General features: G+C 64.7%; 12 protein-coding genes, 1 tRNA gene and 1 pseudogene. 2 read left to right on the top strand and 12 right to left on the bottom strand.

Annotated elements, in window-relative coordinates; genetic code table 11:
* The 9 genes and pseudogenes from QZY06_RS05465 to QZY06_RS05425 all read right to left on the bottom strand — a co-directional run.
* A partial coding sequence (locus QZY06_RS05465; protein WP_295681293.1) for an AarF/ABC1/UbiB kinase family protein occupies positions 1 to 988 on the bottom strand: 988 nt, incomplete at its 3' end.
* Positions 989 to 1,062: 74 nt separating this feature from the next.
* Positions 1,063 to 3,645 (bottom strand): DUF1329 domain-containing protein, encoded by a 2,583-nt coding sequence (locus QZY06_RS05460; protein WP_295681290.1) that lies wholly within the window; start codon positions 3,643 to 3,645, stop codon positions 1,063 to 1,065.
* Between the two features lie 32 nt (positions 3,646 to 3,677).
* Positions 3,678 to 4,847: pseudogene (locus QZY06_RS05455) on the bottom strand (cation:proton antiporter); the annotation flags it as partial.
* A 47-nt stretch (positions 4,848 to 4,894) separates the two neighbouring features.
* Entirely contained in the window at positions 4,895 to 5,665 is a 771-nt protein-coding gene (locus QZY06_RS05450; RefSeq protein ID WP_295681285.1) for an energy transducer TonB, read from the bottom strand.
* 1 nt (position 5,666) lies between these two features.
* A complete protein-coding gene (locus QZY06_RS05445; RefSeq protein ID WP_295681282.1) occupies positions 5,667 to 6,080 on the bottom strand; it encodes a biopolymer transporter ExbD in 414 nt (137 codons plus the stop codon).
* Positions 6,077 to 6,616 (bottom strand): MotA/TolQ/ExbB proton channel family protein, encoded by a 540-nt coding sequence (locus tag QZY06_RS05440; protein WP_295681279.1) that lies wholly within the window; start codon positions 6,614 to 6,616, stop codon positions 6,077 to 6,079. Before QZY06_RS05440 ends, QZY06_RS05445 begins: the two co-directional genes overlap by 4 nt.
* On the bottom strand, positions 6,613 to 7,974 hold the full coding sequence (locus QZY06_RS05435; protein WP_295681276.1) for a MotA/TolQ/ExbB proton channel family protein: 1,362 nt from the start codon (positions 7,972 to 7,974) through the stop codon (positions 6,613 to 6,615). Before QZY06_RS05435 ends, QZY06_RS05440 begins: the two co-directional genes overlap by 4 nt.
* Positions 7,971 to 8,756, bottom strand: a complete 786-nt coding sequence (locus tag QZY06_RS05430) for a DUF3450 domain-containing protein (RefSeq protein ID WP_295681274.1) — start codon at positions 8,754 to 8,756, stop codon at positions 7,971 to 7,973. The genes QZY06_RS05435 and QZY06_RS05430 overlap by 4 nt, the downstream gene beginning before the upstream one ends.
* A gap of 10 nt (positions 8,757 to 8,766) precedes the next feature.
* Positions 8,767 to 9,546, bottom strand: coding sequence for an SDR family oxidoreductase (locus tag QZY06_RS05425; protein ID WP_295681272.1), 780 nt, complete (start codon positions 9,544 to 9,546; stop codon positions 8,767 to 8,769).
* Between the two features lie 91 nt (positions 9,547 to 9,637).
* Between QZY06_RS05425 and QZY06_RS05420 the strand changes: the two genes are divergently transcribed.
* A complete protein-coding gene (locus QZY06_RS05420) occupies positions 9,638 to 10,009 on the top strand; it encodes a rhodanese-like domain-containing protein (protein WP_295681267.1) in 372 nt (123 codons plus the stop codon).
* Positions 10,010 to 10,082: 73 nt separating this feature from the next.
* Positions 10,083 to 10,159: transfer RNA gene (locus QZY06_RS05415), tRNA-Met, on the top strand.
* A 53-nt stretch (positions 10,160 to 10,212) separates the two neighbouring features.
* On the opposite strand, the gene QZY06_RS05410 is transcribed toward QZY06_RS05415, so the two are convergent.
* The 3 genes from QZY06_RS05410 to QZY06_RS05405 are packed head-to-tail and all read right to left on the bottom strand — an operon-like array spanning position 10,213 to position 12,677.
* On the bottom strand, positions 10,213 to 11,226 hold the full coding sequence (locus QZY06_RS05410; RefSeq protein ID WP_367275570.1) for a tyrosine-type recombinase/integrase: 1,014 nt from the start codon (positions 11,224 to 11,226) through the stop codon (positions 10,213 to 10,215).
* On the bottom strand, positions 11,109 to 11,441 hold the full coding sequence (locus QZY06_RS22140) for a helix-turn-helix domain-containing protein (protein ID WP_367275569.1): 333 nt from the start codon (positions 11,439 to 11,441) through the stop codon (positions 11,109 to 11,111). The genes QZY06_RS05410 and QZY06_RS22140 overlap by 118 nt, the downstream gene beginning before the upstream one ends.
* A gap of 3 nt (positions 11,442 to 11,444) precedes the next feature.
* Positions 11,445 to 12,677, bottom strand: coding sequence for a hypothetical protein (locus QZY06_RS05405; RefSeq protein ID WP_295681260.1), 1,233 nt, complete (start codon positions 12,675 to 12,677; stop codon positions 11,445 to 11,447).
* Positions 12,678 to 12,808 lie beyond the last annotated feature (131 nt).

Genomic DNA, 12,808 nt, shown 5'->3' with positions numbered 1-12,808 from the left:
TGCGCTCGAACTCGCGGGTGGCGCCGAAATCGAGCAGCACGATCTGATCATCAGCACCGCTCTTGTCGCTGCCGAGCCGGAAGCGGTAGTTGCCGAAGTTGGGATCGCTCTGCACCAGTCCCCAGCCGAAGAATTCCTTCAGGAAGACATCGAAGAACGCGCCGCCGAGCCGATTGCGCCGCGCCTGGGACAGCTTCTTGACGGTTTCGTCGCGCACCGAAACGCCGGCCTCGAAGGTCGTGGTCAGCACCGAGTCGGACGAGTAATCGCGCAGCACCTGCGGCACCACGAAGCGCGGATCGTCGGCCAGACGGCGGCCGAATTCCTCGGTGAATGCGGCTTCGGCGCGGTAGTCGACTTCGCGCTTGAGCATGTCGCGCACTTCGGAGAAGGTCGGCTCCAGATCGATCTCCTTCGGCGCCAGGCGGCTCATCGAAAGGATGCGCGACAAGGTGCGGATGTCGCTGTCGATCGAATCGGCCACGCCCGGATACTGGATCTTGACCACCAGCTCCAGACCATCGGACTTGCGCCGCGCGCGGTGCGCCTGGCCGAGGCTGGCCGCGGCGATCGGTTCCTCGTTGATGTCGAGTTCGGCGAGGCGCTTGCGGCCCAGGCGCTTTTCCAGCGCCGGGCCAACCACCTTCCAATCCACCGGCGGCGTGTCGTCCTGCAGGCTGGCCAGCACGTTGGTCGCTTCCTCGGGCAGGAAGTACTGGCCGAACAGCGACATCATCTGGCCGGCCTTCATGACGCTGCCCTTGAGCTTGCCGAGTTCATCGGCGAGCACCTGCGCCTGCTTGCGATAGAACTCGCGATTGGCGTCGCTTTTCTCGATCTCGCCGCGGAAGATGTTCATCAGCGAATGGGCGACGATCTTCGAGCCCGCGCCGAAGCCGAGCTTGGTCAGCGCGATGTTGCGCGCGAACGGGCTGGTCTTCAGCGACGACAGGCTGGCTTTCGGCTTGGCTGGCGGATCGGCATCCATGGATCAGGCAGGGAGTTCAGTTTGGACAAGTGTTCATTCTAGCCTTCGGACTTGATGGCCCTGAGGTCAGCGTCTCAACGGCTGTACTTGTTCTTCACCGAAGCCGGCAGGAAGTCCTGATCGTCCATCTTGATGCCGTACTGGATCGCCGGCGATTCCGAGAACAGGCGCTCGGCGAAGTAGCTGCCGGCCTTCAGATCGTAGGTGAGGCTCGGCACCGCGAACGCAGCCTGCACGTCGTACAGCGGCAGCAGATGACCTTCCTGGAAGCGCCACAGACGGCCGGTGGGATCGTAGTTCTCGACCAGCACGACATTCCAGCTGTCCTCGTCGACATAGAACAGGCGGCGGCCGAAGCTGTGATTGTTGCTTGGCCGCAGGGTCGCCTCGACCACCCAGACCCGATGCAACTCGTAGCGGGTGCCGGCCTGATTGAAATGGCCCTTGGTCAGTAGCTGCGCGTTCTTGTAGCGGCCATCGCTCAAGCGATAGGCGTTGTACGGAATCAGCAGCTCGCGCTTGCCGGTGAGCTTCCAGACGTAGCGGTCGAACAGGCCGTTGTACATATCGACCATGTCGATGAACTGGATCGCGTCGGTCTCCGGAAACGGCTGGTCGTAACCGATCGGCGGCACCCGGAACATCTTGCCGACATTGACCAACAGCACCCAGATGCCGCGCGCGGTCTTCAGCGAGTTCGCAGTCTCATGGAACAACGCCACGAACTCCGGCGAGCCGCCCGGCTTGGCCACGCTCAAGGTGCCGTAAGCCAGCATGTTGTCGCGCGTCACATCGCCCGGCTGGCTGATGTTGCCGTAGCGGAACAGCACCCGGAACACGACGTTGCCGAGATTGCGGATGGCACCATCGGCGGCGACCACGGCCTGCTTGTAGCTGAGCTGCACGGCATCGCCGCGATAACGCACGCGGTGATTCCACAGCACTTCGACGCCGGTCTTCGGCTGCGGGAACGGGAAGCCGAGCTTGGCTCCTTCAAGCGAATCGGCCGCCGGCGCGCTGGCCCGGCCGTTGTTGGCCTTGGTCGCGTCGTAGATCGCCTGCGGGAATGCCACCGTGCGCCGCGTTTCGTAGACCGGCATCGTGTAGTCAGGATACTTCGCGAACAGCGCGCGATGACCATCCGACAACTGGCCGACGTACTGGACGAAGTTCGACGCAGTGATCGTGTACTTCGGCTTGTCGTTCGGGAACGGATCGACCAGCTTGCCGCCCGGCTTGAACGCGGCCGGCCACTGCGAACGCGTCAGGCCACCGGTCCACGGTGGGATGGTGCCGGCAGCATTGCTGCCCTGCTCGGCGCCGACTGGCGTCAAGCCGGCGCTGCCCGATGCAGCGGCTGGCGAGGCGGCATCGGGTGTCGCAGGCACGCCAACGGGCGCTTCCGCATCGGCGACATTGACCGGCCCGCCCAGCAGCCCGGTCGCCAGTTCCGGCGTGCCGTCATCGCGGCGTGACCTGCGCGTCGCGAGTGCGGTGATCGCCTGCTCGCGGGCGCGGCCGGAGTCCAGGTACTTGACCCATTGTTCGGCGAGCTTGCGGCTGGCCGGATACTGCGCGGCATCGCGGAAGGCTTTCGCAGCGGCGTCGACTTCAGCCTGCTGATACAGCGCGATGCCCAGGGTCATGTAGGCCGGGCCGGATTTGGCGCCGGTCGCGATCGCCTGCTGAAGGGCGGCAATCGCCTTCGGGTATTCCTCGCGATCGAGATGGAGCTGGCCAAGCTGCAGATACAGATCGGAGTTCGGCGAAGCCTTCAGCGCATCGTTGAGCGCGGCAATCGACAAGGCCGACTCGCGCGACGCGATCCACAGCCCGGCCAGGGTGCGCAGATTGGTCGCCGAGCGCGACAGCTGCTGGCCATCGAGCCAGCCCTTCATCAGCGAGCCGGCGGCATACGGCGCGCCGATCTGCGCGGTCAGGCCGATCAGCTGCAGGCGCTGCTCCTCGTTGACGATGTAGCCGAGGCGGCTCGCCACTTCCATAGCCGCTTGCGCCCGCGCGCTGTTGCCGGCCTTCAGATACAGCGCGCTGAGCCGGAACCAGTCGTCTTTCGCATTCGGCTGATCGCGCAGCACGGTTTCCAGCACCTTGGCCGCTTCGCCTTCTTCGCCGGCGCCGACATAAGCCGCATACAGCGCCCGCCGCCAGGAGATGTCGGCGTTCGGTCGGGCCGCCACGCCCTTGGCCAGCGCGCCGGCCGCGTCCTTGTAGCGCTTCTGTTGCAGATAGGCCGCGCCGAGCGCCACCAACTGCTCCGGCGGCAATGCCTTGCCGGCCTTGTACAACGGCTCGATGTTCTTCAGCACGCTGGCCGGATCGCCGCTGCCGACGCGCAGCTTGCCCAGCGTGGCGCGCATCTGGTCTGCCGCCGGGCCAGACAGCGCACCGGTGGCGATCGCTTCATCGAGGTACTTCGCGGCCTGCTCGTAGTCCTTGCGGCCAGCGGCCTGCCCGGCCAGCTCGCGCAGCAGCAGCGCTTTCGCGTAGGGATCGTTGGTCGACTTCAGCTGGGCGTCGAGATCCTGCGGCGCAGCCTCGCCTCCCGGCACCCGCGCCTGGCTACGGTATTGATCGGCATCGGCCACAGTGCCGGCCAGCAGCAGGCCGGCAAGCAGGGTCGAGCGAAGTCGCTTCATTCGAATCAGCGGAACCGCGTGGTCAGACGCAGCACCAGCGGATTGACGGCGATCGAGATCAGCGCGCCGGCCACCACCAGCCCCTGCGCCTGCTTCGGCACCAGTTCCAGGGTCAGGCCCAGCCCGATCAGGATGAAGCTGAACTCGCCGATCTGCGCCAGCGCCGCCGAGACATTCAACGCTGTGCCATTCGGCCAGCCGAGCAGGCGGACGATCGCGTAGGCAACCACCGACTTGCCGATGACGATCACCGCCACCACGGCCAACAGCGACAACGGCGCGGTCACCACGATCATCGGATCGAACAGCATGCCGACCGAGACGAAGAACAGCGCCGCGAAGGCGTCCTGGAACGGCCGCAGTTCATCCGCCGCGCGATGGCTGTGATCCGATTCGTTGACGACGATGCCAGCGAAGAAGGCACCGAGCGCGAAGCTGACGCCGAACAGCTCGGCCGAGATGAACGCCACACCAAGCGACAAGGTCACTGCGGCCAAGGTGAACAACTCGGCCGAACCGCTTTTCTCGACTCGCGCCAGCAACCACGGAAACACCCGCTTGCCGACCACCAGCATCAGCACGACGAACAGCGCGATCATCGCCAGGGTCATGCCCAGCGAGCGCAGCAGCGCATTCAGATCCAGCGCCTCGCCTCTGAGCGGCCCGGCCAGCGCCGGCAGCAGCACCAGCGCCAGGACCATGACCAGGTCCTCGACGATCAGCCAGCCGATCGCGATCTGGCCATCTTCCGACTGCAGCATGCCGCGCGCTTCCAGCGCCTTCAGCAGCACCACGGTGCTGGCCACCGACAGCGCCAGCCCGAGCACGATGCCGCCGCCCAGGGTCCAGCCCCAGAACTCGGCCAGGCCAATGCCCATCGCCGTGGCCAGCGCGATCTGTGCAATCGCACCCGGCACGGCGATGCGCCGCACCCGCATCAGATCGCGAATCGAGAAATGCATGCCGACGCCGAACATCAGCAGGATCACGCCGATCTCGGCGAGCTGCGGCGCAATCGTGGAATCGACGATCAGGCCAGGCGTGAACGGCCCCACCGCAACGCCAGCGACCAGATAGCCGATCAGCGGCGGCAGGCCCAGCCGGAACGCGATGAAGCCACCGACGAAGGCGAAGACGAGGCCGATCGCCAGGGTTTCGATCAGCGCTTCATCGTGAGCATCGTTCGCGGCGAAGGCGGCCAGTGGCAGCAGCAGTGCAGATGACAGCAGGGGCAAATACAGGCTCGGTTTCATGGATTGTTGTAGTTGTAGGCGCAGTCCGCAGGGTCCATCTCGACTCGTTGCTTCACTTCAGCCGCCGTCTTGCCGCCTTTCGGATAGATCCAGTGGCTGACGCTTTCGATCGCCGCGGCTTCGAACACACCTCTGGGATTCGCGTCGACGATGCGCACGTTCTCGACCTGGCCACGCGGTGTGACCACGAACACCACCTCGACCCAGCCTTGCAGCTTCTGCTTGCAGGCCCAGGGCGGCATCTGCGGCCGCGCGGTGGACAGCGGCACCAGCTCGCGACCCTTGAAACCGCCATCGCCAACACCGCCACCGCCGCCGCCATTGCCGCTGCCACCACCGCCGGCAAAGCCGCCGAAAGTGCCGGAATTGCCCAGGCCCATGCCGATGCCGAGATTGACGTCGCCGACGCCGATATTGGCGATGGCGACGTTCGGCGCAACGATCGGAATCGACGGCCCGGCGATTACCGGCAGGTTCGGCCTGGCCAGCGATGGCGGCGCATCAGGCGGCGGTGGTGGCGCCAGCTCCGGCAGCTTGGCGGCGGCATCATCCGGCTCCGGCGGCTTCTGCTCCTCAGCCTTGACGATCTGCGACACCGGCAGCGATTCATCACCGGGCGGGCCATCGAGATGAGGCGACAGGATCATCCAGCGCATCATCACCACCATCAGCAACACCAGCAGTGCCGCCAGCGGCGCGAGCAGCAACCAACGCAGCGCGTTGCGGCGCGTCGGCATCAAGCCACTGCTGTCGGCAACGGCCGCCATCTCAGGGCGTGCTGACCGGGGCTGCGGAGATCGCGACGTCGATGGCACCGGCCAACCGCGCCTGATCCATCGCTTCGACGACGAGGCCCGCCCGGGCATCGCGGTCGGCCTGGATCACCACCGGCGATTTCGGCTTCTGTGCGCGCAGGCGTTCGATCGTCGCCCGCAGCAGACGGATATCGACCCGACCACGATCGACGAAGATTTCGCCGCTGGCCGAGATACCAATGAAGATCGCCGAGTTGTCGAGCTTGACTGCCGTCGCGGCACTCGGCCGGTTGATCTTCAGGCCGGATTCGCTGACGAAGGCCGCGCTGATGATGAAAAAGATCAGCAGGTTCAGGAAGAAATCGAGCATCGGCGCAAGGTCGATGTGCGTGTCTTCACGGGCCTGGGAGTGGCGGCGGACTTTCATTCAGTGACGAACCGGTCAGGCAGGCGATCGGTTTCCCAACGCACCCGCGCGGCAAGCCTCACCGAGAAGAACAGGCCAAGCAGGCTGACGATCAGGCCAGCCAGCGTTGCGACCATTGCGTGCGACACGCCGTAGGCCATCGCGCGGACATCGGCCTGACCCGCCGCGGTCATCGCATCGAACACTTCGAGCATCCCGGCGACAGTGCCGAGCAGACCCAGCAACGGCGCCAGCGGCACCATCACCTTGATCAGCGGCAGAGTCGCGCTCATGCCGATCTTCAGCTCGGACAGCAGCTGCTCGCGAATCCGCTGCGCAGTCCACGAACGACGCTCGCGGCGGCCCGTCCACTCGGCTTTCTTCTCGGCGAGCCGCGAGGGATGGATGCGCTTCAGATACCAGTAGCGCTCGAGGATCAGCAGCCACATCGCCAGTGATGCCGCCAGGATCACCTGCACCACCCAGCCACCGAGGCGCAGGAAATCCTCCCAGGAATCACGCGGCAGCTCGTAGACCAGATGCAGCATCTCGTTCATGGCGCGGCACCTGCAGCGCGGGCTTCGAGACGGCGCGCCAGCAGGCCGGCGGCCTGCTCGTCGAGCACCTGCACCAGCACCCGCGAACGGGCGCCGAGCACGCTGTTGATGAACAGGATCGGGATCGCGATCAGCAGACCCAGCACGGTGGCGATCATCGCCTGCGAGATGCCGCCGGCCATCACCTTCGGATCGCCGGCACCGACTTCGGTGATCACCTGAAAGGTGATGATCATGCCGGTGACGGTACCGACCAGACCGAGCAGCGGACCCGCTGCCACGACCATGCTCAGGAAACTCTGGAAGCGCTCGATGCGAGGCAGTTCACGCAACACGGCTTCGGAGACACGGGTTTCCAGCACTTCCGGATCGTGAGCGCGGTCATCGTCCTTCAGGCAGGCGAGTACGCGGCCCAACGGATTGTCCGGCTGCGGCGCTTCGAGGTTGCCGAGCTGGCGGCTCATCCGCCCGCCAACGATCGCCAGATACCAGAGCTGATACAGCGCCAGGCCAACACCAACCAGACCGAGCACGATGATCACGTAACCCACCGCGCCGCCCTGATGGATGCGCTCGATCACGTCAGGCCGTAGGGCCGCGAGCCGCAGCAGGTTGCCGCGCGTCGGATCGATCGCCACCGGCAGCCAGCCGTCTTCGGGCTTGGCTTCCTCCAAGGCATGCGCCGGGCCGCTGGCCTGCTCAGAGCGCTGCGGCGTCACCAGACTGCCGCCGGGCTGGGCGACCAGATACTTGCCGTCGTGGATCGCCCCGAAGGCGCCGATGCGGGTCACCGTCTGCTTCGTCGTCAGGCCATCGATCGCCGTGACTTCCGCCGGGAAGCGCACGACCTTGCCGTTCTCGCTGATCTCCTGCATCAGCAGGAACCAGAAATCCTCCAGCTGCTGATTGCTCGGCAAGCGGTTCGGATCGGCCAGCTGATCGAGCACTTTCAGCCGTTCCGGAAACTGCGCGGTGACATAGGAATCCGCTGCCGCAGCGCGGAACTGCGCGGCCGCTTCGCGCACCGCCGCATAGACCTGGCCAAGATCGCCGCTGCTCGCCGTCAGCTGCGCCTTGTAGTCAGTGATCGCTTTCTGCGCGCCCTCATAGCGGCTGCGCACCGCCGCGGCCTTGCCTTCGGCGACTCTCAGTTCGGCTTCCGCCTGTGCAAGCTGCGCCTGCTGATCGGCCTTGTTGCGCAGGAAGCGCGCCTCACGCTCTTGATTGATCTTGGCGTTCTGGGCGCTCGATTCGCGGATCGACTTCAGCAGATCGTCGATGCCGGCGGGTTGCTGGGCGTGGGCGACGCCGAAGCTGCCGAGCAGCAGCACAACGAACAACGCGCTGATGCGGTTCATGGCTGCGCTCCAGCAGCAGCCATCCGCGGCGCCGGCACCGGCAGCTTCACGACCAGCGGCGCCGCCGTTTCACGCGCGATGCGCAGCGCTTCACGGATCTCGCCGCGATGCTGTTCCGGCAGACCGACCCACTGCTTCTTCGCAGGATCCCAGTGCAAGGCTTCGCGGTCATCGAGCGTCAGGCCGTAAAGCGCGGTGCGGCCCACGCGCAGCACGTCGATCAGCTTCTTGTCGCTGCCTTCGCTCAGTTCCATGCGCTCGGCGCCGAACACGCGGCCGTAGTCGCCTTCGATGCGATAGGCCTCGACGACGCGGCGATATTTCTCCGCCTGGGTCACCGCCGGATCAGTCATCAGCTGCTTCAAGGAGGCGATGCGGTCGCGGCGCTCGGCCTGCAGGAACGGCAGATCGAGGGCGATGAACTTGTCGAGGCTGTCGATCATCTTCAGCAGCAGCGGGGTCAGATCGCGGGTATTGGTGGCGAGATCACGAGCCTGTGCGGCCAGCGCTGCGCGCTCCGCTTCCTGGGTCGCCAGCAGCGGTTCGATCTGCTCGGCGTAGACCTTCAACTGCTGCGCCTGCCAGATCGCCGCGCGATAGCGTTCGAGCATGTTGCGGGTCTGATCATCGAGTGCATCGATGCGCGTCTGCGCCGCTTTCGCCGCCTGGTTCGCCTGCACGGTGGCATCGACGGCCGGCGAACCGCCCTGGGCCCAAACCGGACCACTGATCGGGCTGCTGATGATGCTGAGAAGCGCTGCTGCGAATCGAAGTCTGGACATCGTCATCCCGTCAGTAGCCGCTGACCAGTTTGGTCGTGTAGCGATTGAGGAAAGCCGGCAACAGCTTGTTGGCCAGCGCCAGGGCCTGAGTCTGCAGGCCGGGATACCAATGGGTGTGCGCCAGACTCCTGGACTGCGACACCTGCCAGACCTTCGCGGCAATGTCCTCGGCCGTAAGGTTCACGCCCATCCGGGTGATCGACTTCGGCGGCGCAGCCACGTCGTGGACCATCGGCGTCGCTACGAACAGCGGCAGCAGGTCCATCACGCGGATCCCGTACTGCGCCCATTCGATGCTCAAGGCTTCGGTCAGACCCTTGACCGCGAACTTGGTTGCACCATAGCTCGCGAAGCCCGGCGCGCCATGGATCGCCGAGGCCGAGGCCATATTGATCAGGCAGGCGCCCGGCGTCTGCCGCAGATACGGCAAGGCCGCATGCGCACCGTTGATGACGCCCTTCAGATTGACGTCGACGATCAGGTGATGGCGGGCGATCGGAATGTCGGCGAAGTCCCCGGTGCTCAGGATGCCGGCGCAGCTGAACATCACATCGAGCCGGCCGCTGCGAGCGAAGAAGCGCTCCAGCGCGGCGGCAACGGCGGCGGCATCGGTCACGTCCAGCGCTTCGGCAATAGCGTGGTCGGCACCAAGCTGATCGCGCAGCGCCTCGACAGCACCGCCGGCCACGTCATACAAGCCGATGAACCAGCCCTTGGCCGCGTACAACTCGGCTGTGGCGCGACCAATGCCGGCAGCGGCACCGGTAATGAAGATTGCTGGTCGACTCATCGCACGTGCCTGTATTTGATGGTTCTTATTGGGTCTGAAGACCTCGGCCCGGTAATCTAACCCGCTACCGATTCATTGTCTGGAGAAGATCATGGCTGACACGCACCCGCCCGCCTTCCTGGCGCTGGTCGACGACGCAAAGACCCGCATCAAGGAGATTCACGCCCGCGACCTCGCCGCCACGCTGGCCGCGAACCCGGCGGCGAAGCTCATCGACGTCCGCGAAGAAAGCGAATACGCCGCCGGCCACGTCAAGAACGCCGAATGGCTCGGCAAGGGCGTGATCGAACGCGACATCGAAGCCCGCCATCCGGACAAGGCCGAGCCGCTCTATCTGTATTGCGGCGGCGGCTTCCGCTCCGCACTCGCCGCCGACAACCTGCAGAAGATGGGCTACACCCAGGTCTGGTCGATCGACGGCGGCTGGCGAACGCTGAAGGACCTGATGCCGACGACAAGCTGAGCGCCCCGCGGCTGAAAATGCCGAAAAATCATTGTCGCGGCCCCTCGAACCCCCTACAATCCGCGCCTCGCGTGGCTAGGTAGCTCAGATGGTTAGAGCGCGGCACTCATAATGCTGAGGTCGGCGGTTCGATCCCGACTCTAGCCACCATTAAAATCAAGGACTTGCAAGCGTAAATTTCGCTGACGAAAGTCCTCTGTGCCTCAGTTGTGACATGACTGAGGCACAGCCCCTCGGGAATTGCTCCCCGCGATACGTTCCGCATGGTTCAGCAGGTGTTCCGCCGACAGGTGCGAGTACCGAAGCACCATCTCGTAAGAGCGCCAGCCGCCCATCTCCTGCACTACATTCAAAGGCGTTCCCGCCTGCGCATGCCGTGACGCCCAGGTATGCCGGAGATCGTGCCAGCGGAAGTCGACCAGACCCACCTCTGCCACTGCCTTCCGCCAGCTTTTCGTATTCACCTGCCACACCGCGTGGTCGTTGTAGGTGAACACGAACTCGGCGTGTCGCCCCTTGAGCCGTTCCAGCACTGCGACCGCGTCCACGTTCAGCGGCACCGCGATGGCCTTGCGGGTCTTGCTCTGGTCGGGATGAACCCAGGCGCAACGCCTGACCAGGTCCAAGTCCTTCCATTGCAGGCGGCACACGTTCCGCTGCCGCAGGCCGGTAGCCAGGGCGAATCGCATCATCTCGGCCTGATGCTCGGGCAGCTTCGACAGCAGCCGTTCCGATTCCTCGACCGTGATCCAGCGAACCCGCCGTGACTGCGCCCTGAACATCGGTGCGCGTGGCACTCGCTCCGTCCACTCCCAGACCTCGCAAGCCCGTCGCAGCACGGCCCGGATCAGCGCCATGTAGCGGTTGGCCGTCGCTTGGCCGGAATCACCGGCCTTTGCTTCGAGAATCCGGTGCAACAGTGGCCGGTCAATCGCTGAGAGCACCTTGCCCCTCAAATGCGCATCGGCCCAGCGGAAAATCTCCTTGTCCTTCTCCAGCGATGCCTTGTGCCCCTTCTCTTTCAGCCATTGCACAACCGCATCGTCCCACTTGCGAACCGGCTTATCCCCCAGGTGCTGAACCCGCCACGATTCAGCCTTCAGCTGGTCGTGCAGTTCCTGCGCGGCCCGCGGGTTCGAAGTCCGAGAAGACTTTCGTACTCGTGTGCCGTCCGGGGCGATGAAGTCGATCCACCACACTCCGCCGCGTAGCTTGATTGCCATGCTCCAGTCTCCTGCTTGGAGCTACTTAGCGGCGCTTGCCCACGTGCACGGTAAAGCGCACGAAGGTAGGCGGCAAGGTCGTCTTCGAGGAAGACCCAGGACTTCCCCGGCTTGGCTGCCGGAATGACGCCGGCGGCTGCCCGGCGGCGCAGCACAACAGGCGACATATGCAGGTAGGCCGCCGCCTCGCGAAGTTCGAGTGTCGGCATGGCTTACTCCGGCTCATGGCGCGTGATCGTGTTGAACCGACGCTGCTTCGCCATGACCTTGCGCTGGACGTATCGGTGCAGCGCGTTGCCGTGCGGCTGTGGGGCCATGTCTCGGTGATAGGCCGATGCTGCATGGATGAATGCGCGCAAGCCGTCCTCGAAATCGTCGATCCCTTCGCGCGCCATGAACGAGGTCACGCCCGCCAGGCCAGGTCGGAACAAGGTCGCGTCCTCCGGGACTCGCTCCCGCCGCACCCGGACGGCGCTGGGCGCCGTCATGCCGTCGAGTTTTGTCAGAACAGCCCAGTCGGGATGAGTCGGCCAGCGGGTGCGCGTGTCGTCATCCGGATTCGGGATTGCCAGGCGCAACCAGTCTGTTGTCAGGTAGGACCAGATCGCCGTCAGACGATCCAGCAGCGCTGGGAGGATGCCGGCTTGCAGCTCGACCAGGACTTCACGACGCAGCTGGAATTCCAACCGCCAGACGCGGTCGCTACCGTTCCAGCCGGCTACCTCCCACAAGGGCCTCAGATAATGCTTTTCGCTCCGTTCGATCTCCGTCGTCTTGTCATAGATGCGGCATGACAAGTCGCCACCGAGGCCGAAGGCAACGCCGGTCAGGGCATCGCAGTCTTCGAAGATCGCCCGCTTGTGGCAACGCTTGATCCAGCTCTGTCCCGGCATCGCGACGAGGTCAGCGGGCGTCGTGAAGTCGGCATACAGGTCGGCACGGCTGACCATCGGCAAGCCCGTTAGCTGCCCGAGATGGTCAGCAATCTCTGTCAGTGAATCGAGTGCGGCCACCGGACCAACCGCGGTCAGCAGCTCGCTGGAAATCTGGCAGTGCGCCATTGGCAGGCGACGAGCCGATGACGATGCCAAAGCGATGCTGAACCAGTTGTCGTCGATCACAAAGGCGAACCGGCGGCGACCATGGCTGGCGACGCAAAAGCGGTGTTCCCCGAGAGGAAGGACCGCAGCCGAGGCCATCACCTCGCGTTCCTGCTGCGCCAGCTCCTTGAGCGCAGTCAGACGCGCTTGGCTTTCATCCGATAATTGCCCAGGCAGGGACATATAAAGGCTATCGATTCCGTGCCTGAGTACGGTCGTTGTGCTGTTTGCTGGTGCTGTGATACTGGGGTGCGCACCAGCAAGGTTCGATGCCGCGCGTTCGGCCGGATGGCGCTCGTGCCTCGCGCAATCAGGCCGAAAGCTTGCATCTTCGTCGTGTTGCATGGCTGACTCCTTGGTTGAACAGGAGCCAGAAAATTAGTCCTCAGTTCTTCTGATGTTGACCAGACGAAATCGCTGATTCAGCTGGTGGCTTCTTTGTTCCAGTTGCGGAACAGCTCGGACAGCCCTTTGAC

It is taken from the genome of uncultured Nevskia sp. (assembly GCF_903885465.1).
Taxonomy (GTDB): Bacteria; Pseudomonadota; Gammaproteobacteria; order Nevskiales; family Nevskiaceae; genus Nevskia.
This window is presented reverse-complemented; position numbering and strand designations above follow the sequence as displayed.